This is a genomic window from Actinomycetospora rhizophila, assembly GCF_042657905.1.
Lineage (GTDB): Bacteria > Actinomycetota > Actinomycetes > Mycobacteriales > Pseudonocardiaceae > Actinomycetospora > Actinomycetospora rhizophila.
On the sequence record NZ_JBHSKG010000008.1, the window covers coordinates 25,992 to 48,379 of the forward strand.

Here is a 22,388-nt window from a genome sequence, read left to right on the forward strand (position 1 = left end):
GGACCATCGAGTCCTGAAGGGTGATCAGCATGCTCGATCTCGGTCCCGCCGCCCGTGAGGTCGTCCGCGTGGCCGGCGAGGTCGGCGACGACGACCTCGACCGCCCGACGCCGTGCGGGCAGTGGCGGGTGCGCGACCTGCTCGGCCACCTCCTCGCGTTCGCGGGGCACTTCATCCGCGTGGCCCGGCACGAGGAGGGCGGGGCGGGCGGCGCGCCGGAGGACCTGCCGTCCGACTGGCGTGCGGTGCTCGACGCCCGTCTGACCGACCTCGCGGCCGCCTGGACCGCGCCGTCCGCCTGGGAGGGCGAGGGCAGCGCCGGCGGGCTGACGATGCCGCGCGCCCAGCTCGGCGTGGTCGCGCTCGAGGAGCTGGTGCTGCACGGGTGGGACCTCGCGCAGTCGGTGGGCATCGGGTTCGAGGTGCGCGACGACGACCTCGGGGCCGTCGAGGGCTTCGTCGCCCAGTTCGAGCACGCGCCCCAGGAGTCGCGCACCGGGCTCTACGGCCCCGTGGTCGACGCCGCGGCGAGCACCGAGCTCGAGCGCGTCCTCACCCTCGCCGGCCGCGACCCCCGTCGTCCGGTGGCCGCCGCACGCTGACCCCGCGGCGCGCCATGGCCTCGTCGCGCAGCCGCCACGCGTCGGCGACCGGGCCGAGGTGCACCAGCTTGTCCGGGTTGACCACCGTGCGGATCGCCTGGACGCGGCCGTCGAGGACGTCGAGGGCCATGACCGCCACGATGTGCCCGTCCGCCTCGGTGACGAGCACGCCCGGCTGCCGGTTCACCTCGCGCGCCTCGACGTGCATGCTGCCGTCGAACATCGCCGCGAACGCGCCGATGAGGCGGGCCACCTTGGCCGCGCCGACCACCGGCCGGGTCAGCGCCGGGCCCTTGCCGCCGCCGTCGGCGATCGCCGCGACGTCGGCGGCGAGCAGCTCCTCCAGGCCGTCGAGGTGGCCGTCGGTGAGGGCCTCGACGAACCGGGCGGCGAGCTCCTCGCGGGCGCGCCGGTCGGCCTCGAACCGGGGCCGGCCCTCGGCCATGTGCCTGCGTGCGCGGACCGCGAGCTGGCGGCACGCGGCCTCCGACCGCTCCACCGCGGCGGCGATCTCCGCGAAGTCGAACGCGAACACCTCGCGGAGCACGAACACCGCCCGCTCCAGCGGGCTGAGGCGCTCCAGCAGGAGCAGCGCCGCCATCGACACCGAGTCCGCCAGCTCCGCGGAGCGCTCCGGGTCGTCGTACGGGTCGGTCAGCAGCGGCTCGGGGAACCACGGGCCCACGTAGGACTCGCGGCGCACCCGGGCCGAGCGCAGCACGTCGACGGCGATCCGGGTGACCACGGCCGACAGGAACGACTTGACCGACGCCGGCTCGGTCGGCGTGGACGCGAAGCGCAGCCACGTCTCCTGCACGGCGTCCTCGGCCTCGCCGACGCCGCCCAGGATCCGGTAGGCGATCGCGAACAGCAGCGGTCGCAGCGCGGTGAACTCCTCGAGCCGGTTCACGCGGCCGGCTCAGCGCGGACGGGCCGCGCCGCCCGCCCGGCGTGCGGCCAGCTGATCGCCCCCGGCAGGCGGCGCTCGACGCCCGCGGCCCGCGCGGTGCCCCGGACCTGCACGTTCTTCGCCAGTACCGCGGCGCGCCCGGTCCACGCCCGGCCCCGCGCGACGTCCTGCTTGGTGGTCGGCTGCAGCACGGCGTGCCGCCGGCCCAGGCTGACGACGCGGGCGGTGAAGCCGAGGTCGAGGGGGACGTCGTCGCCGGGGAGCCCGAGGGCCTCGGCGCGCAGCAGGTCGGCGGCGTGCGCGGCCGAGGGGAACGCGTACTGGCACGACATGCTGTAGCGGTCGCCGCCGGGAGCCGGCGCGTGCCCGGCGTCGCCCACGGCGAGCACACCCGGGTGCGAGAACGAGCGCAGCGTCCCGTCGGTGAGCACCGCGCCCCGCTCGTCGACCGCGATCCCGGCGCGGCGGGCCAGGGGCGGGGCGGCGAACCCGCCGCACCAGACGGTGAGGTCGGACGCCAGCAGGTGCCCCCCGTCGAGCACCAGCCGGCCCCGCTCGACGGCCCGCACGCGCGTGCCGTCCACGAGCTCGACGCCGAGGCGCCGCAGCGTGTCGCGCACGTGCTCGCGGCCGTCGGGGGTGAACCAGGCGCCGACGTCGCCGCCGGTCACCAGCCGCACGGCCACGTCAGGACGGCTCTCGGCGAGCTCGGCGACGGTCTCCAGGCCGGTGAACCCGCCGCCGACCACGGACACCTGTGCGTCCGCGGGCAGCGCCGCGAACGCGGGCCGCAGCCGCCGGGCCGACTCCAGGTCCCCGACGGCGTGCACGTGCTCGGCGCCCGGCACGGGCACGGTCGTCGTGCTCCCGGCGGCGACGACGACCCGGTCGAACGCGAGGTCGCGCACGCCCTCGGGTTCGGTGACCGTGGCGCGGCCGGCGTCGGGGTCGAGCTCGGCGACGGTCCCCTCGACGAGGGTGATCCCGGCCCCGAGCAGGTCGCGCAGCGCCGGTGCCGGGACCGGGCGGCCGATGGCGACGTGGTGCAGGCGCAGCCGGTTGACGAACTGCGGGCGCGGGTTGACGACGGTGACGTCGACGCGGTCGCGGGCCCGGCCGGCGAGGCGGACGGCCGCGGTGGTGCCGGCGTAGCCCGCGCCGACGACCAGGACCCGGAGGCGAGCGTTCTGTGCGGTACTCATGCCCACGCGACGAGACGGCGCGCCGGGCTGTGACATCCCCGCCGAGACACCTCAGTGGGGGAGACGCGCCTCGAGCTCCTCGACCGTGGCCCGCGCCCCCTGCTCGTGCAGCGCGTCGAGATGGGCGCGGTAGGCGGCCGTGAAGCGTTCGTCGTCGACCAGGTCGCCGAACAGGTCGCGGTCGGCGAGGAACGCCAGCGGCTCGTCGGGGTAGCGGCGGGCGGCGGCGGTGCGGTCCTCGGCGCGGCCGGTGTCGACGACCTCGATCGGCTCGCCGGCCTCGTCGACGCCCTCGGCGTAGCGGGCCCACGACGCGACGACCAGGGCCGAGCGGTCGATCTCCCCGCCGTTGGAGAGGTTGATGCGGATGACCGGCACCAGCCACGTCGGGATGCGGTCGGAGCTCTCGGCGGCCAGGCGGGCGAGGGTGTCGCGGATCTCGGGGTTGGCGAACCGCTCGATCAGCGTCGCCTTGTAGTCGTCGAGGTCGACCCCGGGCACCGGCGCGAGCGTCGGCGTCCCCTCGCGGTCCATGTACGCACGGGTGAAGCCGGCGAACAGCGGATCGCCCGCGACCTCGTGGGCGTAGCGGTAGCCGGCGAGGTAGCCGAGGTAGGCGATCGCCTGGTGGCTCGCGTTGAGCAGGCGCAGCTTCATCAGCTCGTAGGGCTCGACGTCCGCGACGACCTGCACCCCGACGTCCTCGAACGGCGGGCGTCCGGCGGCGAACCGGTCCTCGAGCACCCACTGCGTGAACGGCTCGCAGACCACGGGCCAGGCGTCGACGAGGCCGGTGGTGGCCTCGAGCTCCTCGCGGTCGGCGTCCGTGGTGCGCGGGGTGATCCGGTCGACCATCGAGTTCGGGAACGGGACCTCGGCCTCGATCCAGTCGGCGAGCTCCGGGTCCCGCCGCCGCGCGTAGGCAGTGATCATCGCGTGCGCGACGTGCCCGTTGCCCTGGATGTTGTCGCAGGACATGACCGTGAACGGGCCGGTGCCGTCGTCGCGGCGGCGGCGCAGGGCCTCGACGACGTAGCCGAAGGTGGTCCGGGGTGCTGATCCCGGCTCCGCGGCGATGTCCGCCTGGATGGCGGGGTCGCGGTCGTCGAACTCGCCGGTGCTCGCGTTCTTGTGGTAGCCACCCTCGGTGACGGTGAGGCTGACGATCCGGGTGGCCGGGTCGGTCATGCGGTCGAGGACGGCGTCGGGGTCGTCGGGGGCGTAGAGGTAGTCGACGATCGAGCCGATCACCCGCGCCTCGCGCCGGCCGTCGGCGTGCTTGAGCACGAGGGTGTAGAGGTCGTCCTGGGCCGCGGTGACCTCGGCCATCCGCTTGTCGGACTCGAGCACGCCGACCCCGCAGATGCCCCAGTCGAGCGCCTTGCCCTGCTGCATCAGCTCGTCGAGGTACATCGCCTGGTGCGCCCGGTGGAACCCGCCCACCCCGAAGTGCACGATGCCGACCGACACCTCGCCGCGGTCGTAGCTCGGGCCCGGGACATCCGCGGGCAGTTCTGCCAGGTTCGCCGCCGTCAGCGTCGTCGCAGCCACGGTCCCCACTATGGCGTGCACCGGGGGCCGGACGCAGCCGTACCGCGCCGCAAGATCGCGGATTCGACCGGCGACCTGCGGCCGCACTCGCTCCACACTGTGGACATGGTGCTGCGTGCCCGGGACGTGATGACCAGCCGCGTGGTGTCGGTCCGTCCCGACACCACGATCGAGCGTGCCCGCTACCTCCTGACGGAGAACCGCTTCAGCGCCCTCCCGGTGGTCGACGGCCGCTACCGGCTCGTCGGCATCGTCTCGACCATCGACCTCCTGCGTGCCGACTCCTCGCCGCGCTCTCCCGAGACGGTGGGCGACGTGATGACCCCGGACCCGCTCTCGCTCGCACCGGACGCCACCGTCCGCGTCATCGCCCACCGCCTGCGTCACTACGGCGAGCTGCGCGTGATGCCGATCGTCGAGGGCGGGCGGGGCGGCATGCTCGCCGGCGTCGTCTCCCGGGGCGACCTGCTCACGCCCGAGCCGGCAGGCGGGCCGCTGGGCCGGTTCCGGCAGCGACTCCGGCGGCGCGACCCGCGGGAGTGGCGCCCGTGGGCGGAGGGCGGGATCCGCACGGGACCCACGGCGGCCGACATCATGACCCCCGTCGGCGACGTCGTCGACCTCACCGAGGACATGCCCGTCGCCACGGCGGCCGCAGTGATGCGCGAGCGGCGGGTCACCGCGATGCCGGTGCTCGACGCCGACGGTCATGTGCTGGGCATCCTGAGCGAGGCCGACCTCGTCCCCGACACGCTCTCGGGCGACCGCGCCCGGCCGGCGCACACCGTCGGCGACGCCATGACCCGCGAGGTCACGTGCGTCCGCGACACCTGTCCCGTCCCCGAGCTCGCCCACTCCCTGGCGGCCAACCGCCGACGCACGCTGCCGGTACTGGACGCCGACGACCGCATGGTCGGGATCGTCAGCCGGGGCGACGTCCTGCGCGCGACCGCGCCGGCGTCCGGCGAGGGGTGAGACCGCCTCCCCGGCCGCCGACGCGGCGACGCCGTCGGGTACCGTGGTCACGTCGCGGGCACGAAGCGACGGTGCGGGACGTGGCGCAGCTTGGTAGCGCACTTGACTGGGGGTCAAGGGGTCGCAGGTTCAAATCCTGTCGTCCCGACACGCAGAACAGGCCCGCTGATCACGGTATATCCGCTGGTCAGCGGGCCTTTCTCTTGTCCGGGCCTTCCGCGTCCGGGGTCGGCAGTGCCCGGAGCTGGGGACCACTTGGGGACCGCCACTCGGCAGTGACCCAGGCTCGCCAAGCGCGACGGCATGCGTAAAGATGCGCGCGAGCCCGGATGACCCGAGGTGGTATCGACACCTCGGGGCATCCGGGCTCGCCCTTGCATCAGGAGCTTGCTGGCTTCCCCCTCAGCCGCTCCTGCTTCTCTACGCCGACCTGCTAGGCGTAGCTCTTGAGCCGCCAGGTCACGGCCTGGCGCTGGTACGGCGGCATGGTGTTGTTGCGAGCGATCGGTGCAGTAGTGGTCGGCGTGCCGACCACCTCCCACACGCCACTCTCGGGACAGCTCTGCCCCGTCCTTGCCGTAGTACCGAGTGGCACTGCCATTTCGTCCTCCTGGGGAACGGCCTCCTTCCTGCGTGGCGCACGGTGCGCCACTGGAGGCGCAGAAGAAGGAGACCACGCCGACCCGACAAGAACGGGCCCGACACGCCGGACGGCGCCGGGGAAAAGTTAGACGTAGTCGACGTGAAGATAGGGCGCGAGAGATCATCACGGTGGGACGCTCATCGGCGTGTCGTGACATTGCCTGGCTCGTTCCGTCCGCCGTGCTATTGCACCGAGCGGAGCCGGGGGGTCGGCCCCTGCTTCGGCGCCGCGAGGTACGCCGATAGCGAGTCGCCAGCGGCTGCGATCGTCGAGGCGTCAGGGTGGAGGTACCGCTGAGTCGTGCTCAGCGACCCATGTCCGGCGATCTTCCGGAGGACGTGCACCGGGACGCCCGCGTCCGCCATCCACGTGAGTCCGGTGTGCCGCAGGTCGTGGCGGCGCAGGTGCTCGAATCCCAGCGCGGTGACCACCTCGTCCCAATGTGTGGCGTCGCGCAGAACGGCCGTCGTGATACGTCCGCCGCGAGGGCCGGCGAATAGCCGCGCCGTCGGGTCCGGGCCGGCGGCCGCAACCCGCTCGGTCACCAGCTCGCGCACTTCGGCAATGAGCGGGACCTTGCGCGCTCGCTTGCCCTTGGTTCCCTTGTCAACGAGACCGCCAGGCGAGGGCGTGGTCTGCCGACGGACCGTCCACGTCCACGTCGCGACGTCGATGTCACCGACTCGCACGCCGGATACCTCGCCGATCCGCGCCGCCGTGGACGCGGCGAAGGTGACGACCCAGCCCCAGCCGGCGAACTGCCCGGAGGACCGGGCGACCAGGGCGTCAGCGAGCTGGACGAGTGCGTTCCAGTGGGGGAGGGCGAGCGAGCGCGGGTCGTCGAGTTCGTCCTCTGCCTGCCGGAACTCGCGCTGCCATCCAGTGATCCGGGCCGGGTTCCGGTCGACGATCCCGTCCCGGTACGCCTGCTCCATGAGTCGCACGAGGGCGGCCAGGCTGTTCTTCACCGTCGATCGGCTGGCGCCGTCGGCGATCCAGGCGTGCACTGCCCGGTCGACGGCACCGTTGGTGATCATGCGGATGGGCAGGTGCCCGAGCGTGGGAACAACGCGCTTGCGCCACCCCGACAGGTATGGGTCGAGGGTCTTGGACTCCAGCCCCCGTAACGCGAGCATCAGGTGGGCGTCGCCGTAGGCCCCGAGGGTGAGCGTCGCGGCGTTCGGATCGACGCCCCGCATCGCCGCCTCGCGGAGGTTCGTCACCCACGCATGGGCGGCGTCCTCGGTGTCGAAAGCCTCCGACTTCGACGCCCGCTTCTTCGTTGTCGGGTCGATCCACCGCACGCGGGCCCGGTAGGGCGTCGGACGGTCCGGCCGGTGCTCGATGTCCTCCGAGAGTGAGACACCGATCGGCGTCGTCTGCGGCGCCATCAGGCCGCCCGCCCGGGGTCGATCCTGCGTGCCGCGAGCCAGGCCCGGACGTCGGCCAGGCTGTAGAGCGTCAGCCGGGGCGAGAGCCGGGAGAACGGCGGGCCCTGGATCGGCTCGTGTGTCCGCCAGCGGCGCAGCGTGGACGGGTCGAGCCCGAGCATCGCGGCGACTTCCTCGGTGGAGCACCAGCGCTCCTCGGTGGTGATCGTGTCGTAGTCGTTCATGACGGTGTCCTCGTGATCGCGGTCCTTGTGTGGTCGGGCGGTCAAGCAGCGTCCGCGAGTTCGTCGCGGGCGGCACGTCTCCTGGCGCGGGCGTGAGCCGCCGAGGTGTTGGCGAGCAGCGCGTCGGCGCTGGTGTGCCAGCCGATGCCGGCGAAGGCGAGTGAGTTGAGGACGACTTCGGTGGTGTCCTCGTCGGCCAGCTCGTCGTCCTCGTCGGGATGCGGCGCGTGGGCACGGCGCCAGTCGCGGCGGGCCTGGCGCAGAGCGCCGAGGGTGGTGGAGTAGCGCCGGGAGCGGGTGGAGAAGTGGCCGCCGAACCCGAGCATGTGCGCCCAGCGCTGGAGCCGGCCCCAGCTCGCTCGCCAGTCTTCGCGGGCGTCCTCGCCGAGGCCGTCGGGGGCGGTGCCGAGGTGCCAGCAGGTGTCGATCTGGCGGCCGGGGTGGGTGTCGAGGCGCACGTAGTCGCGGACGGTGTCGTGCTGGAGGCGCTTGGAGGTGTGGCCGGCGAGTTCGGTGGCCTTGGTGGCGTACTTGGCAAGGTAGCCGGCGACGGCGCCGGTGGTGATCTTGTCGGTGTCGTCCAGGTCAAGGCGGGAGAGCCGGACGGGGCGGGGGTCGACCTGCTCGCCCCACGCGATCGGCCAGCCCTGCTCGCGCGCGGGGTGTTGCGGCGTGGTGTACCGGGTGTCCTCGATGGCCTGACGCAGCACCGTCGCGAGGTGGTTGGCGCCGACGCGCGCGTCGGGAACGACGATGGCTTCGGTGTTTTTGGGGTCGCGGCCGTCGAGGCGGACCAGGGCGTGGAAGTGGACCGCGCCGCGGTGCTGGAACTCGGCGACCTTGGTGTAGCTCAGGCGCAGCTTGATGCCGTGGCGCTTCTCCAGGGCGGTAACCCCGCGCCGGGCGGCGATCATGGTGCGGCGCCACAGCTCCCCGCTGGACAGGTTCCACACGGCCTGGTGGGGGTGGTCGTAGCAGTCCAGGCACAGCGGGCGGCCCAGCTCGGGGGCGTTCTCGTCGTGGCGGGTGAAGCAGGCCAGCGGGATGCCGTGGAGGCAGTGCTCGAGGTCGCGGCGCGGGCGGCACGGCGCGGGGCGTCCGGCGCGGTCGGTGCGGTGCGCGTGGACCGGCCCGAAGGAGGGGGCGGTGGCCGTCAGGAACACGCACGGATGCTCGGCCACGCTCGCGGGGACGCCCTTGCCGCCGACGAGGCCGGCGGTGACGAGCTGGTAGGTGTCGGCCCGGTAGGTCTCCGCGCAGCCGGGGCAGACGTTCGCGCGGCGGTTGCCGCACGGGGTGTAGAGCACCCCGTCAGGCATCGCCGAGGTGTGGGTGTCGCGGGTGATCCGCCCGGTGGAGGCTTCGACGCGGGTGAGGTTGCCGACCAGTCGGATCGGGTGTGAGCAGCCCGCGGCGCCGGCGATGTGGCTCATCCACCGGTCGTGATCGTCGCGGACCGCGGCCGCGAGCTCGGCCAGCGACGCGCTCCGAACGTCGCGAGCAAGCCGGCGGCTGCCGAGCTCCTCCACCGTCTCCGACCGGGCGGCATCTCTCTGGATGGTCATCGCCGGCCCCAGCGGGAGGTGTCGATGCTCGGGTCACGGCTGGCGAGATAGCGGGCGTTGGCCCGCAGGTCGCGACCGAGCAGGTCGGCCTCGTCAGGGGACAGGATCACCTCCACGGTGGTGTCGGGAAGCACGGTCAGCCGGACCACCAGCACGATCGCGGCGGCGTCCATCACTGGCGCGATGTTGGCCGCGCACAGCCGGAACAGCAGCGGTCGCCCGTCGTCTTCCGGGGCGGCATCGAGGGCGAGCTGGGTGGCCTCCCCGCGAGCGGGGGCGTTCACGGCGTGCTCCCGGCGCGCAGGGCCGTAGCGCGGTCGGCGAGGGCGTAGACCTGCTCGTCGGACAGGTACGCGCTCTTGATGCGTCGGGGTTCGCCGCCCTCGGCGAGAAGCAGGCCGACGCCCTTGTCCTCGGGAGCGATAGCGGCGGCGGTGTGGCCGCGGGTGGCCCAGCCGGCGCCGAGCACGATGTCCGAGGACGAGTCGGTGGTGCAGCGGAACGCCCACCGGTAGCCGAACAGGTCCCGCAGGCTGGTGGGGATGATGTCCGAGGACGGCCGCTGAGTGGCCGCGACGACGATGATCCCGGCGGCGCGGCCACGAGCCACGAGGTCGCGCACGAGCACCGAGAAGGTCTCGCGTTGGGTCTTGGTGCCGACGGTGGCGGAGTAGTAGGCGACCTCGTCGAACACCCCGACCTTGGGTCGGAACCCGTGGGCGGCGTCGTCCGGGGTGATCTTGCGTCGGCGGTGGGTGTCGAGCAGGTCATAGCGGCGGTCCATCTCGGCCTGGAGGTCCTGGCAGGCGGTGATGGCGTCGTCGAGGTCCGGCCCGACGAATCGTTCGGCGCAGGTGCGCCACAGCCCGAGTTCGACCAGCTTGCCGTCGAAGAGCCACAGGTCGCAGTCGGTCGACAGGGCGGCGTGGCCGACCGGGAGGTTCAGCCCCACCGACTTCCCGGCGCCCGGCTCCCCCGCGAGCAACATGTTCCGGTAGGCCAGCGTGACGTGGACCGGGTGGCCGTGCTCGTCGACGCCGAGGTGGATCGGGTCCCAGATCGACAGCGCCGAGGGCTCCGGGGCGTCGTCGCAGAGGGCGGCGGGGGTGCGGATGGCGTCGAGCCAGTCGTGCAGCAGCGCGCGGAGACGGGTGGGGTCAGACATAGTCCGACCAGTCCCCGCCGCGGTCGGGCACGACCATCCGCTCGTCGTCGGCGCGCTCGGACCGTGTCGGTTCGGGGTGCTCGATCACCACCGGGACGTCGTCACGTTCGTCGAGCGTGGTCCGCGGGAAGTGCACGCCGTTCGAGCTGGCATCGCGGGTGTCGGAGTGGTGCTGGTTGGCCGGGGTGGGCGGGACGATCACGGTGCCGCGCGGGGGTGCCTGGCCGGTGGTGGCGGTCCAGTCGTCCAGCTCGGAGGCGATCAGGTCGCGGGCGAGCGGGTCGCGGCGGATCACGTCCACCTTGACCAGGGCGGTCATCCGGCGAGTGGGGGTGACGCGGGCGTCGCGGGCGAAGCAGCCCGAGGCGATCCACTCGACCTGATCCTCGATGTCCGAGGGGCTGATGCCGGCGCGGAGCAGCAGCCAGACGGTCTCGCCGACCTCGGTCGGGTGCGACCACAGGAACAGCGGGGCGTGGCGGGAGAAGTTCAGGCACCGGCGCTCCACGAGGACCTGGCGCAGCCGATGTCTGGTCATCACCGCCGACGCGCGACGCGACACGAAGCGGCGCAGGACCGGCACCGCGAGCAGCACGGCCACGGTGACGGCGATGACGGCCGAAGCCGCCGCGGGTGGCAGCCAGGAGTACGCGGCGGCGAGGAACGCGAACCCGAGGACCAGGGCGAGCAGTTCCGCCCGCAGCCGGATCAGCAGGCCGGCCACGCGGGCTACGGGATGCGTGGCCGGTGCGGTGATCAGTTCGAAGCCGTCGGTCCGCGCGACACGGATCGAGCGACGGGACGTGGGGCGGGAAGTCGAGCGAGCCATCAGAACACTCCGGGGAGGAAGAAGCCGAGAAGGCGAGTGACGAGAGGGGGTCGGGGCTGCGGGGAAGCCAGCCCCGACCCCCACGGTCAAGAGCAGGCGATCAGGGCCAGGCCAGGGCGGCGCAGATGCCCGCGCAGGCGAAGACCTGCGAGCCGGTGTCGGTCGAGACGCCGACCGGCACGTGCGGCACGGCGGGGTCCGGGACGCTGGGGTGCAGGTAGTTGGTCTCGCACATCACGCACTCCAGGCCGTCCGCCTGGGCGACGTTGAGCCCGGACCAGCGCTGCTCGCGCTGCTCGGCCTTCGTGGGAAAGCGGATCACGTCGCACCGCCCTTGCCCGCCGGAGCCGGGACAGCCTCGATGGCGTCGGCCTTGAACGACACCCCGGAACGACCGTCCTGGTTCCAGGGGATCGCGATGAGGTTGCGCGGTCGCACCTCGTCCCCGACCTTGACCTCGGGCACCCCCGCGGTCACGCAGTTCAGGACCTCGGCTCCCTCCGGGCCGATCTTGACCAGCTGCGTGGTCGACAAGCCGATGCCGGTGACGCGGTCGGTGCGCTGGCGGCCCTGCATGTCGGTCTTCGGCTTCGGCTCCGAGCCGACGCTGTAGCGGTCCTGCGAGATGTCCACCTTGATTGCTGCCATGACTGCGGTCCTCCAGGGACTCGGAACGCGTTTCCCGATCTCTTCGGGGCGCTGTGACCACTGTCAAAGAATCGCGGGCCGTTGTCGCATAGCATCTCGTGTGCGCACTAGCGTTGAGTGGGAGCCGGGCACTTGCGCGCACACAAGTGGCCTTGTTTCACGCACACGGCTTGCGTAGAATCAATTGCGTTGCAGCGCCCAATTAAGGTGGCAGATATGCCGGTTGCGCCGAAGTCCCTCGCGAGGATCGCCGAGCCCTCAGGCTTCGGTATGGCCGATGTCGCCTTCCTCGCCGGGCTCGACGAGAGCACCGTCAGCCGGCTCTGGGACGACCCCGAGTGGCTCGACCGCATCAAGGGTCGCTCACTGCAATCCCTGGTCAGCGTGCTACCCGGAGTCGGCGAGTACGTCCTGGGCTTCTCCCTCGCGGACCGACGGACCCGGCTGGCCGATCAGCTCGACGGGCGCAGCGTCCAGGTCGACCAGGAGGCTTTCCGCCGGCTCGTCCAGGAACGACGCATCCCCGAGCAATACCTGAGCAACGCCCTCGACACTGCCGCGTGCGTGCTCGACGGCGACGTCCGGAAAGCAGCCTCGCATCTAGCGCGATTCTGGGGACGTCGACAGGATTACGCGCTCGGTTTCGTGTTCGGGACCAACGACGCCGACTCGCTTCTCGTTGACCCTGCGCCGCTCGTCGCCGCTGCGATTGACATGGTCGACCGGCTCGCGGCTCGCGAGAACTCATTTCATGCGATGGTCGCGCAGGCGAACTTGCTGCACCACATCACCCGCGCCACCGGCGAGATCGTGTCGACGGTCAGCGAGCGGGACATCACCCGCAGCACGGCACTGGCGTTCCGCAGCTCAATCATCGGCGAGATCATGGCGACCGACGACCTCGACGTGGCCGAGCGCTACGGCCGCGTCGTTCAGTCCTCGCACCTCGCTGCCCTGGTCGAAGGTTGGGCGTTCCCGACCTACACCCACGACGCGAAGCCGACGCCCGACTTCTCCCTGCCGCGCTCGGTGCTCCTGCGTCACACCGCCGAGGAAGTCCTGCGCGAGATCGACACCTACAACGAGGCGTACCTGTTCTACCTGGCCGAGACGTCGATCCCGATGATCCTGCGCACCGACCCGACGTTCGGGCTCCAGCGGGACGACCTCCGCCGCCGGCTCCGCACCCGCGCCGAGAGCAGCGGGCAGGCCAGGACCGCCGCTGCGTGCGCGGCTATCCTGCGCGAGCTTGACGACACCCCCGGCACCTTGGGAGACCCCGTTGACAGTGCGTGGTGACCTCACCGACACCTACGCCAGCAACGCCGAGTTCTGGGTGCGGATCATCCGCGAGCAGCTCGACCGCTACCGGACCGATCTCACCGACGCCGCCGTGCTTGCTGCCTTGGGCGACGTCAACGGCGCGCGCGTGCTCGACGGCGGATGCGGCGAGGGCTACATGGGCCGGCTCCTCGCCGAGCGGGGCGCACAGGTAACCGGCATTGACACCTCCGCCGCGCTCATCGACGCCGCCCGCGAGCACTCGGACGCCGAGCGCCACGGCATCAGCTACGCCGTCGCCAGCCTCGAGGCGATCCCAGAGCCGGACGGCTCCTTCGACGCCGCAGTTTGCAACCACGTGATCAGCGACGTCGCCGACCCGGCCGCCGCACTGAAGGAGCTGGGCCGAGTGCTGCGCCCCGGTGGCCGGCTCGTGCTGCTCATGCTTCACCCGTGCTTCTACACGGCCCACGCCGAGCGCGACGCCACCGGCACCATCCCGGTAACCACCTACTTCTCCGAGCGCCACGTCGACCAGACCTTCAAGGTCGCCGGGATCGAGTCGCCCGACGAGGTCCATATGCGCTTCCGCCCGCTGGAGTTCTACACGCGCTGCATCACCGACGCTGGCTTCGTCATCACCCGCTTGGAGGAGCCGCACCCCAGTGGCGATCTGCTGAGAACGGACTGGTGGCGAAAGAATTTTGTCAAACCGCTTTTCATGCTCGTAGCTGCGGAGATTCCAGATATTCGCTGACCTAGTCGATATGCTTACCGTCATTCAAGGAGTAGCACTCGTTGGCTGTAACTCGGCGAGACACGTCGATAGGAAGACCTGCTCGCCGGCCACTCGGCCACGTGCGGGTGAATATCGATGATCTACACGCACTCCTAGAGCTACTCAGAGATCGATTAGGCCCCGAGTCGGCTGTAGCAGTCGAGTTTGACGAAGGGTCGTTCACCGACGCAGTCGACATGAAGGAGCTCAGCGACCGGAGCCTTCGCGATCTGAAGGTCGAAGCGCCAGACGTTACCGTCTACCTTTCCGATCGTCGCGCGGAGGCTGTCGGAACCGAGGAAATGACGAGCTTTGTCCAAAATGCTTGGGCTCGCTCGCGTCAAGTCAAGGACTATCCGGTGAACTACGGTTGGCACGAGAAGTTTCCGGCCGTGTCCGGAGCCGTGGTCTTCACGGTATCCGGCTTCGGACTTACCGGGTATCTTGCTTCGACGGTTCCCGATCCGCCGACCTTTCGATATCTCGGAACACTAGTAGTAATCTTCGCGTGTCTTATGCTACTCGCGTATCTCAGCTACTCCACCAATAAGCGCCAGTATGACGCACTAACGTGGGCTGTTACTCAGCCACTCACGAACCAAGAGATTCGTGATCTTCGTGATCGCACGACTCGGGTGCCTCTATGGTCTCTTGTCGTCGCTATTCTTGCGTTCCTGGTGACCTCGTTCTTCCTGATCCTCAACTACCTGACACCGGGTCCCTAGCGTGTGAGGACTTTCTATACGTCTTCAAGCCGGCCCTGACGGACCGGGCCGGGCGGCTCCGCAGCCGCCATGCCTCTACCTTCGGCCCGGCAGCCGGCGCGGGCACGCCCGGCCGAGGAGCGTCATGGGCCCGCGAAGTCAATGAAACCTCACACCAGTCCTGACTGTAGTCGGCTAGCGATCGGTCTCTGCCAGTCGTTCGAGGCTATGGGCAGGTTCTCAAGGTATCCGTGTTCTGGTCCTGCCACCGAGCCGCGTCGTACTGGTCCTGGACCTCTGTTTGTGCAATGGCCAGCCTAGATCGGGCCTCCGTGCAGTTCCCTTGGAGGCGCTCGGATTCACTCCACATTTCATCAGTGACATAAAGCTTTCCGACGACAATTTCCTGACTATGATCCTTCGCCTCGAGTGCGTACGTCCTGGCTCGCTCGTAGGCCGCTCGCCCCTCTTCTAGGCGATTTGCCTCGAAGAGGGACTGCGCAAGTATTCGAGCTGCCTCGACTCGCTCGCCCATGGTGCCGTTCTGTGCGACGCTTTGTATCTCCGCTCGCTCTGCTAGTCCGATTGCCAGTAAAGGTTCGCGTGCAAAACGATAGCCGGAAGCTACAACAATTTTGTCGAAGGGTTGGCTTTGTCCAGCAGTTCCCTCCAAGGCGTCGACGAGCAGATTAGCCTCAGTCACTAGTGGCCGAATCCCGTAGTCCATCAACCCTGACTCTGGAGCGACCGCTTCAGCCTGAAAGTCTACGATGTCCTTTACTACGGCAGCAAGCCTGGCTCTCTGGCTGTCTACCCGTTCCTCATAGCTACTTCCCTGAGCGAGCCATGTAGCGACAATGGAGCCAATGAGGGCAAGCGCAGCGATGACGCTGGCTGGCTCTTTGTAGAATGGTCGAGCCTTCCTCGCTGCCTCGACCTGCAATGCGTCGACCTCAGCACCGCGTCGGTCGAGGTTACCCCGAACATCGTTAAGCTGCTCAGCAAGTTCGTCAATGCGACTCTTGCGAAGCTTTACCCGGTGTTGGCCGGGATCGTCCGATATTTGGTTGGTCAAGGTTCCCCCCGGAGTGAAGCGCACCGTTCTTACCTGTTTGGACGGCATCCCGCGTCGAGGCGCGGGATAGTAGAATACGTCCCTCTTCTACGAGTTCTCCAGCGAGAGATGCGGGGCGCTCGCCGCCCCCGCACCCCAGGCGACCTCCGGGGAGGGGTAGAGCAGGTCTCCCCGCCGGCCACCACGAGGGCGTAGCACCCCAGGACCAGGGGGCCAGGTCGTTCAGCGCGTCGGGTGCTCCACCTGGCCCCCTGGCCCTGGCGCGCTCAGGGAGGACCTGGCCGACGGGGAGACCACACCGGCCCGTCATGTCTGGACAATGCGGCCTGCGCAGACACCGTGCGCGGCATGAGCGAGGAGGAGCAGGCTCAGGCCCAGGGCAAGCAGGAACGCCGCGGTCGCGCTCGCCGAGCAGGTCCTCGGCTTTCTCGCCACTCGGCTTGGAGTCGGCCAGGGCGCCTCTCAGCGCGGGTAACACTGAGGACGACTGGCGCGAAGCTCTTGTCGTGCCGCCAGTGGTGATTCACATGCCACCGACGTCGATATGGAGTCAGCTGCTGCCTGCCCTGATCGGCGTGTTCGGCGCTGTGCTCGGCGTCGTCGTGACGGCCTGGGCCACCCGTAGTAGAGAGCGGGGGCAGTACGTCTGGGAGCGCCGCGCCAACATCTACCTCGAGCTGATGAGGGATGTTCGGGCTGTCGACAATGCGCTGTTTGCCTACCGAGAGTGGGATCTTCGCGGTAAACGCAACGGCGAAGAAAATCCTCCGACCATCGCGCCACTGACCTTCGAGGACCCAGCAAAGTTCGAAGAGCTGGCACTCTTCTGTTCCCACACAGTGGTGAACCGTTTGCACTACTACCTCTTCGAGTATAAGGAGTGGAAGAAGTATCATGACGACTGGGGGCCGAAGCTGCTGAACGATCTTGGGAACGGGCTTCGCAGTGAAGCCGCATACGACCTGAGAGTGAAGCGGTACCGCCGGAAAGACCGGGCCGAGGACGCCAGAGAGCAGGTTTACGTCTGGTACCGCCGAATAATGAGATTCCTGAAAAAGCCCATCAAGTATTACAGGCACCGACAGTTCTGGCGCCACCGAAAGGGCGACTGACTTACAGGGCTGATTCGTACGCCTTATTGCCCTGTGACTGGCGTCCCTGGCGTTCTTCGTCGATCTGCTGACGTCGTAGCTCGGGCGTCCGCTATCCAAGAGTCCGGGTGGAACGTGTCGACGTAGTGCTCGACCCAGCCACCGAGGACAGAGCGGCTCTTGTACAGGCTCCCGCCCCAAACGACCTCGTACTCATTCAGCTCGCCGGTGGTCCGGCTGTGCTGGCGCACAGGGCACGCGTGGCAGAAGCCCACCGAGGCCTGGATACTCGATCCTCACGGCAAGCCCGGTGCTCGCTCGCTCTGGAAGGGTCGACCAGAGGCCCACGGCCCGTCGACGCCAGTGCCCCCGGCTCACGGGGCTTCTGAGTCCCGGCGGTAGTTGGTGAGCTAGCGAACACACGGTGCAGTTGTCATAGATCGAGAGTCCCGCGGCTGGGGACCATCTGGGGACCACACGGGGACCACGAGGCACGTTGAGCCGCACGTCGAGCACGCCGCCGAGTGAGTAGCCCGAGCGCGTGACGTGCGGGAATACGTCGTTCCTCGTCCTGGGGGTCAAGGGGTCGCAGGTTCAAATCCTGTCGTCCCGACGCAGCTCACGGGTCGATGGATCTTCATCGGCCCGTGAGCGTCGAGCTCTTTGTGGAGTGACAGCCTGGTGAGCTTGGCTCCATGGCCACGACGCGTGCCGGCGCCGCCGTCAGCGCGGCCAGATCGAGACCCTGCCGAGCTGGGCCTTGCGCGTCCGTGTCTACGCCGAAGTGGACCCCGTCAGTGGCAAGCGCCTACTGGCCAGGTCGGTGTCGTTCATCGTCGACGGCGCCGAGGCGGGTACGGTCTTGGCCGGGACGCCGGTGTAGCCGGCCAACTTCGGGCTCACCGATCGCGTCCCGGGCACTGCCCCGGTCGCAGCGCCTGACGCGGCCGATCACCTCGGCGGTGACGTCGGCCGGTGAAAGCACCGCCGCGAGGGTGTCGGCGGCGAGCGCCGCCGCGCTGAGCAGCAGCCCGGCCGCGGCCTCCGCCGCGTCCTGTGCGGAGGCTTCCACGGCTGCGAGCGGCCTGGCGCACGGCATCGCTTCGATGTCGCGGTCGGCGTGGCCGGGGGCGTCGGGTCGGAGGTGTGCCAAAGTTGGTGCACGGCGAACGACTCGCTCACCGGGGCGTGCACCCTCTCGCTGATCAGCCCGGCCACGTCGGTTCGTCCGTGATGGGCCCGGTGCCGTTCGTGGCAACATGCCGGTTTTCCTTTCGCTGACCCCCCGGTACGTGTAGGGCGCGGCGCACGATCCTCGGACGACGGACACTGAGCAGACACGTCGGCATCACCGACCGGTTGCGGTCGGGGTCCGTGCACCGCTGCGCGGGCCGCTCACCCCGAGCGATGCCGACGGCACCGGGGCCCTGGAGAACGCCGAGGACACGCGAGGCAGAGGGCCCTGCGCGCAGGGCCATTCCAGGGGCGACCTGCAGGGCCGCCACCGTCCAGCGCGACGACCGCGTCGTCCACCCGTCGCCCTCTCCCCGGAGACGTCGGTCCGGGCTCCCTCAGCGGTCGCAGGTGGCGCCGGACCGGCCGGCGAGCTCCTCGAGCCCCCGTCGGATTCCGGTGACCAGCACGTCGACGTCCGGCACACCGTCGCGGTCGGCGTTGATGCCGAACGTCAGATGGCCAGCGTAGGAGACTATGCCGACCGCCAACCGGCAGCCGTTGGTAATCGGCACATGGGCGTACAGAGAGATCATCCGTCTGCCGGCCGCGTAGAGCGGTCTCGGTGGACCGGGCACGTTGGTGGCGACGGCCTGGGCGACGGGCTGCGCCGACCTGCTCACCCGTACGCCCAGGGCGAGCAGCGCCGGCGTCACGAGGTCGCCGGCCGAGAGCATGGCCCGGGCGTCCACCGCGTGGACGAGCCGCTTGTGATCGTCCATCTGCCGCTTCACGGCGGCGAGCCGGGCCACGGAGTCTGGGTCACCGACGGGGAGATCGACCAGAACGGTGGCGATCCGGTTCCCGACCTGGCCGCGCTCCGAGCTCCGGCGCAGCGAGATCGGCACCAGGGTGCGGACGACGAGGCGGTCGGCGAGCCGGCCGCGCGCCGCCAGCAGGTCGCGGAGGCCTGCGGTGAGCGCGGCGAGGACCACGTCGTTGGGGGAGCCGCCGAGCTGACGTCCCACCCGTCGGACGGTAGCGAGCTCGGTGCTGGTCCACGCCCACCGGCGGCGCCGGCCCAGTGGGCCGTTGAGACTGCGTGCGGTGGGTGCGGTGGCCTGTCGGGCGAGATCGAGGAGCGATACGGCCACGGCGCCGGTGCGGCGGGCCCACTCCGCTGGAGAGGTGACGTCGCGGAGCGCACCCAGCTGCTGGACCGTGTAGCGGCCGACCTCGCCCACCGAGTCGCGCACACTGTGGGCGATCACGGACACCGACGACGGCTCGGCCGCCGGCGTCCAGGGCTCGGGCTCCGCGGGCGTGGCCTCGGGCTCTCGATCGAAGATCAGCTGCAGGAGGTTGGTGCCTGCGATCCCGTCGACCATGCAGTGGTGGACCTTGGCGACGATCGCCCACCGGTCGTCCTCGAGCCCGTCGACCTGCCACACCTCCCACAGCGGTCTGGCCATGTCCAGGGGCTGCCCGACGATCCTCGCGATGAGGTCGCGGAGCTGCTCGTCGCGACCCGGCTCGTCGACGACGACGTGCCGGATGTGGTGGTCGATGCGGAAGTCACGGTCGTCCACCCACACCGGTCGGCCGAGGCCGAGGGGCGTGGTGCGGACACGCTGGCGATACCGACGGACGCGGGGGAGCTTGGCCGCCAGGAGCACCGTGAGCTCCGCCAGCGCGGGCGCCGGGCCCTCCATGATCGACACGGAGCCCACGTGCATCGGGGTCGTCGGGCTCTCGAGCTGGTAGAAGGTCGCGTCGATCGACCCGAGGCGGTCCACTGCTCATCCCTCCTTGGGTAGCCGGGACCGCTAGCCTGCCGCTCCTCCGTCGAGAGGACGACGTCCTCGTGTCGGGCGACGGTGCCCGCCAGGGACGACGACATCCGGGCGAGTCCGATCCGATCGACGTCGATGCGGTCGCGGTCGCGGTCGCCGCGCCGCGCCACACCGACCTCCTGGTAGCCGGGCTCGACGGACCGCCCGCGAGGTCAAGCTGTTGGTCGACCATCGCCGCCACCTGGTCTCCGACCGCACCCGGATGCAGGCCTGGCTGCGACGGTAGCTGCACGAACCAGACCCTGCCCTGCGCATACCCTCGCGCGGACTGCGCCGCTACGGCGTCCTCGTGGCCGATGATCCTCGGCGAGACGTCCGGAGCGCTCCCGCTCCCGCAGCCGCTCCGACGCCGTGTTTCACCGCGCTACGCGCCGTCGAACACGCCTTCGACCTTGGGGTCGGACCCGCATGTAACCCGTGTCGCGCCTCCAGCCATCGGCGCCGAGAGGCCCGACTCGGCCGGACGCGGGTGATCTTCGGCCGGTGGGCGTCCGAGCACGCTCCGGCTGACATGCCGATTCGCCCGCCCCTAGTCTCCACGCGTGGGATTGGTCTTCGACGCCGTCACCGGCGACATCCCGCTGGTACAGCGGGTGTGGACGGCGCACTGTGACGCCGAGACCGGCTTCACCTCGGTGGCCAAGAGCACCTCCATGATCGCGTTCGCGCGGACCGCCGGGGGGACGACGGTGCACCTGCGCGGCCCCGAGACCCGGGCGACGGCCCTGGGCTGCCCTGAGGGCAGCGAGTTCTTCGGTGTCGAGTTGCAGCTCGGTGCGTTCGTGCCCCTGTTTCGGCCCGTCGGCCTGGCCGACCTGAACGACGTCGTGCTCCCGACTCTGCCGGGTGGCCGGTTCGTGCTCGACAAAGAGGACTGGGAGATGCCGACCCCGCAGAACGTCGACGTCTTCGTCGCCCGGCTCCTGCGTGCCGGTCTGCTGCGCCGCGACCCGCTCGTCGAGGACATCCGTCACGGCGAACGACCACCACCCGTCTCGGAACGCACGGCGCAGCTCCGATTCCGCCGCGCCGTCGGGATCTCGCGTCGCAAGCTCGTCAGCATCGAGCAGGCGCGGCACGTCGCGCGGCTCCTCGCGGCCGGGGGATCGATCGCCGATGCGGTGACCGCCGGCGGCTACTACGACCAGCCGCAGCTCGCGCGGGCGATGCGCTGGGCCACCGGCCACACCCCCGGTGAGCTGCGGTCCGGTGCCTCGTTCCTCGCGTTCTGATTCGGTTCGATACAAGACGGGCGCTGCCCGCGCTGGTCGACTCGGGGCATGCGGAAACTCATCGAGTACGACCACCTCTCGCTCGACGGGAGGCACTCCGGGGACGACTTCTGGGCGGCCCAGATGGCGGTGGTCCCGACCGACGCGCAGGTCGGCTACCAGCTCCGACTGTTGGAGCACGCGGCCGGGATGGTGCTCGGGCGGATGACCTACGAAGGCTTCGCCGCGACGTGGCCGACCATGACCGGCGAGCTCGCCGACAGGTTCAACGCCCTGCCGAAGTACGTCGCCTCCACCACGCTCACCGAGACCACCTGGAACGCCCAGGTGCTCGACGGAGACGCCGTCGACGCCGTCGCCCGGCTCAAGGAGTCCGGGGACGGCACGTTGGTGAAGTACGGCAACGGGCCGTTCAGCCGGGTGCTCCTCGAGGCGGGGCTGCTCGACGAACTGCACCTGAGCCTCTCGCCCTTCGTCGTGGGGTCCGGTGAGTCGCTGCTCTCGGGTGTCAGCACCACCACCGTGGACCTGGCGGGGGTGACCGAGCTCGGCAACGGCGCGGTGGTGCTGGCCTACACGCTGGGCCGGTAGCGCCCCGGACCTGCTCGGGTCAGGAGCTGACGGGTCCGGTGGACGCGGTGAGCTGGAGCTCGTGCGTCCAGCACGACCGGTCCTGGCGGTGCAGGTAGTGGAAGGCGTCGGCGATGCTCACGGGGTCGATCAACAGGTCCGGACGCTCCTGCAGGGCGGGGAGCGCCCGTGTACCGGGGGAGTCGATGAAGCCGTCCACGACGACGGTGGCGACGTGGACGCCGTGCGCGGAGTACTCCTCGGTGAGGGCCTGGGCGAGAGCCCGCATCATGGTGCGCGGGTAGTAGAGCGACTGGCCGGTCGAACGCTTCCGCCCGCGCAGCGAGTACTGGTTGTTGGAGAACAGGATCGAGCCCGAGCCCCGCTGCCGCATCGCGGGCAGGACCTCCTTCGCCACCAGGAACGGTCCGCGGCACGCCGTGGCCACGGCCTCCTCGAAGAGGTCGTTCGGGAAGTGCTCGAGCAGCTCCTGGTCGGCCGTCAGCTCGCGGCCCGCCATGTACCCGGCGTTGTAGATCAGCACGTCCGGGTCGCCGGCCTGCGTGCGGATGACGGAGAAGGCGTCGACGACGGACCCGGTCGTTCCCACGTCCAGTTCGACGATCGAGCAGGAACCGCCACTGCTCCCGATCGTCGCGGCGAGCGCCTCCGCGTTGTCGCGTCGGCGCGTCGTCAGCACGACGTGGTGACCCTCCCGCGCGAAGCGGTGGGCCAGCGCCCCGCCCAGCCCCCATCGGCGCTCGGGCGGGAGGTCCTGCCCGACGTCGCGGCCGTGCGCGAACCGGGTGTTGGGCCCGTCGGGCTGCCACTTCGAGGTCGCGCCGACGATGACGGTGACGGGCAGGGCACGAGGGTTGTCCGCGGGCGAGCCCACTCGATCTCCTGTCCTCGGGGACGTTGCGCTG

Annotated in this window: 23 protein-coding genes and 1 tRNA gene; 9 read left to right on the top strand and 15 right to left on the bottom strand. The window is 70.3% G+C overall.

Annotated features, from left to right (window positions below; translation table 11 throughout):
* The first annotated feature begins 29 nt into the window (after window positions 1–29).
* A complete protein-coding gene (locus tag ACFPK1_RS16135) occupies window positions 30–602 on the top strand; it encodes a TIGR03086 family metal-binding protein (protein WP_378021954.1) in 573 nt (190 codons plus the stop codon).
* Here ACFPK1_RS16135 and ACFPK1_RS16140 read toward each other — a convergent pair.
* The 3 genes from ACFPK1_RS16140 to ACFPK1_RS16150 are packed head-to-tail and all read right to left on the bottom strand — an operon-like array spanning window position 553 to window position 4,265.
* Window positions 553–1,512, bottom strand: coding sequence for an RNA polymerase sigma-70 factor (locus tag ACFPK1_RS16140; RefSeq protein WP_378021955.1), 960 nt, complete (start codon window positions 1,510–1,512; stop codon window positions 553–555). The genes ACFPK1_RS16135 and ACFPK1_RS16140 overlap by 50 nt on opposite strands.
* Window positions 1,509–2,714, bottom strand: coding sequence for an NAD(P)/FAD-dependent oxidoreductase (locus ACFPK1_RS16145; RefSeq protein WP_378021956.1), 1,206 nt, complete (start codon window positions 2,712–2,714; stop codon window positions 1,509–1,511). Before ACFPK1_RS16145 ends, ACFPK1_RS16140 begins: the two co-directional genes overlap by 4 nt.
* A gap of 51 nt (window positions 2,715–2,765) precedes the next feature.
* Entirely contained in the window at window positions 2,766–4,265 is a 1,500-nt protein-coding gene (locus ACFPK1_RS16150) for a mannitol dehydrogenase family protein (RefSeq protein WP_378021957.1), read from the bottom strand.
* Between the two features lie 105 nt (window positions 4,266–4,370).
* On the opposite strand from ACFPK1_RS16150, the gene ACFPK1_RS16155 reads away from it, so the two are divergent.
* Both ACFPK1_RS16155 and ACFPK1_RS16160 read left to right on the top strand, forming a co-directional pair.
* Window positions 4,371–5,240 (top strand): CBS domain-containing protein, encoded by an 870-nt coding sequence (locus ACFPK1_RS16155; RefSeq protein ID WP_378021958.1) that lies wholly within the window; start codon window positions 4,371–4,373, stop codon window positions 5,238–5,240.
* Window positions 5,241–5,314: 74 nt separating this feature from the next.
* Window positions 5,315–5,388: transfer RNA gene (locus ACFPK1_RS16160), tRNA-Pro, on the top strand.
* A 677-nt stretch (window positions 5,389–6,065) separates the two neighbouring features.
* Here ACFPK1_RS16160 and ACFPK1_RS16165 read toward each other — a convergent pair.
* From ACFPK1_RS16165 to ACFPK1_RS16200, 8 genes are all read right to left on the bottom strand, one after another.
* Window positions 6,066–7,274, bottom strand: coding sequence for a tyrosine-type recombinase/integrase (locus ACFPK1_RS16165; RefSeq protein ID WP_378021959.1), 1,209 nt, complete (start codon window positions 7,272–7,274; stop codon window positions 6,066–6,068).
* Window positions 7,274–7,498, bottom strand: a complete 225-nt coding sequence (locus tag ACFPK1_RS16170) for a helix-turn-helix transcriptional regulator (protein ID WP_378021960.1) — start codon at window positions 7,496–7,498, stop codon at window positions 7,274–7,276. Before ACFPK1_RS16170 ends, ACFPK1_RS16165 begins: the two co-directional genes overlap by 1 nt.
* 41 nt (window positions 7,499–7,539) lie before the next feature.
* On the bottom strand, window positions 7,540–9,063 hold the full coding sequence (locus ACFPK1_RS16175; protein WP_378021961.1) for a replication initiator: 1,524 nt from the start codon (window positions 9,061–9,063) through the stop codon (window positions 7,540–7,542).
* On the bottom strand, window positions 9,060–9,347 hold the full coding sequence (locus ACFPK1_RS16180) for a hypothetical protein (RefSeq protein ID WP_378021962.1): 288 nt from the start codon (window positions 9,345–9,347) through the stop codon (window positions 9,060–9,062). The genes ACFPK1_RS16175 and ACFPK1_RS16180 overlap by 4 nt, the downstream gene beginning before the upstream one ends.
* Window positions 9,344–10,228 carry an FtsK/SpoIIIE domain-containing protein gene (locus tag ACFPK1_RS16185; protein WP_378021963.1) on the bottom strand — a complete coding sequence of 295 codons (885 nt, stop codon included), beginning with the start codon at window positions 10,226–10,228 and terminating at the stop codon, window positions 9,344–9,346. The genes ACFPK1_RS16180 and ACFPK1_RS16185 overlap by 4 nt, the downstream gene beginning before the upstream one ends.
* The gene (locus ACFPK1_RS16190; RefSeq protein WP_378021964.1) at window positions 10,221–10,952 is read right to left on the bottom strand and encodes a hypothetical protein; all 732 of its coding nucleotides are present in this window, start codon (window positions 10,950–10,952) and stop codon (window positions 10,221–10,223) included. The genes ACFPK1_RS16185 and ACFPK1_RS16190 overlap by 8 nt, the downstream gene beginning before the upstream one ends.
* A gap of 205 nt (window positions 10,953–11,157) precedes the next feature.
* A complete protein-coding gene (locus ACFPK1_RS16195; RefSeq protein WP_378021965.1) occupies window positions 11,158–11,379 on the bottom strand; it encodes a hypothetical protein in 222 nt (73 codons plus the stop codon).
* A complete protein-coding gene (locus tag ACFPK1_RS16200; protein WP_378021966.1) occupies window positions 11,376–11,705 on the bottom strand; it encodes a hypothetical protein in 330 nt (109 codons plus the stop codon). The genes ACFPK1_RS16195 and ACFPK1_RS16200 overlap by 4 nt, the downstream gene beginning before the upstream one ends.
* 216 nt (window positions 11,706–11,921) lie before the next feature.
* Between ACFPK1_RS16200 and ACFPK1_RS16205 the strand changes: the two genes are divergently transcribed.
* The 3 genes from ACFPK1_RS16205 (at window position 11,922) to ACFPK1_RS16215 (ending at window position 14,489) form a co-directional block, all read left to right on the top strand.
* Window positions 11,922–13,004, top strand: a complete 1,083-nt coding sequence (locus tag ACFPK1_RS16205; RefSeq protein ID WP_378021967.1) for a hypothetical protein — start codon at window positions 11,922–11,924, stop codon at window positions 13,002–13,004.
* Entirely contained in the window at window positions 12,994–13,743 is a 750-nt protein-coding gene (locus tag ACFPK1_RS16210) for a class I SAM-dependent methyltransferase (RefSeq protein WP_378021968.1), read from the top strand. The genes ACFPK1_RS16205 and ACFPK1_RS16210 overlap by 11 nt, the downstream gene beginning before the upstream one ends.
* A gap of 218 nt (window positions 13,744–13,961) precedes the next feature.
* Window positions 13,962–14,489, top strand: a complete 528-nt coding sequence (locus ACFPK1_RS16215; RefSeq protein ID WP_378021969.1) for a hypothetical protein — start codon at window positions 13,962–13,964, stop codon at window positions 14,487–14,489.
* Window positions 14,490–14,694: 205 nt separating this feature from the next.
* Here ACFPK1_RS16215 and ACFPK1_RS16220 read toward each other — a convergent pair whose 3' ends face one another.
* On the bottom strand, window positions 14,695–15,567 hold the full coding sequence (locus ACFPK1_RS16220) for a hypothetical protein (RefSeq protein WP_378021970.1): 873 nt from the start codon (window positions 15,565–15,567) through the stop codon (window positions 14,695–14,697).
* Between the two features lie 551 nt (window positions 15,568–16,118).
* Here ACFPK1_RS16220 and ACFPK1_RS16225 point away from each other — a divergent pair.
* A complete protein-coding gene (locus ACFPK1_RS16225; RefSeq protein ID WP_378021971.1) occupies window positions 16,119–16,655 on the top strand; it encodes a hypothetical protein in 537 nt (178 codons plus the stop codon).
* 787 nt (window positions 16,656–17,442) lie between these two features.
* Here the strand turns inward: ACFPK1_RS16225 and ACFPK1_RS16230 are convergent.
* Window positions 17,443–17,706 (bottom strand): hypothetical protein, encoded by a 264-nt coding sequence (locus tag ACFPK1_RS16230; RefSeq protein ID WP_378021972.1) that lies wholly within the window; start codon window positions 17,704–17,706, stop codon window positions 17,443–17,445.
* A 499-nt stretch (window positions 17,707–18,205) separates the two neighbouring features.
* Window positions 18,206–19,603 carry a wax ester/triacylglycerol synthase family O-acyltransferase gene (locus ACFPK1_RS16235; RefSeq protein WP_378021973.1) on the bottom strand — a complete coding sequence of 466 codons (1,398 nt, stop codon included), beginning with the start codon at window positions 19,601–19,603 and terminating at the stop codon, window positions 18,206–18,208.
* A gap of 599 nt (window positions 19,604–20,202) precedes the next feature.
* Between ACFPK1_RS16235 and ACFPK1_RS16240 the strand changes: the two genes are divergently transcribed.
* Window positions 20,203–20,892, top strand: a complete 690-nt coding sequence (locus tag ACFPK1_RS16240; RefSeq protein ID WP_378021974.1) for a helix-turn-helix domain-containing protein — start codon at window positions 20,203–20,205, stop codon at window positions 20,890–20,892.
* A 48-nt stretch (window positions 20,893–20,940) separates the two neighbouring features.
* Complete coding sequence (locus tag ACFPK1_RS16245; protein ID WP_378021975.1) at window positions 20,941–21,483, top strand: dihydrofolate reductase family protein; 543 nt, start codon at window positions 20,941–20,943, stop codon at window positions 21,481–21,483.
* A gap of 19 nt (window positions 21,484–21,502) precedes the next feature.
* Here ACFPK1_RS16245 and ACFPK1_RS16250 read toward each other — a convergent pair whose 3' ends face one another.
* The gene (locus tag ACFPK1_RS16250; protein WP_378021976.1) at window positions 21,503–22,357 is read right to left on the bottom strand and encodes an SDR family NAD(P)-dependent oxidoreductase; all 855 of its coding nucleotides are present in this window, start codon (window positions 22,355–22,357) and stop codon (window positions 21,503–21,505) included.
* Window positions 22,358–22,388: the final 31 nt, after the last annotated feature.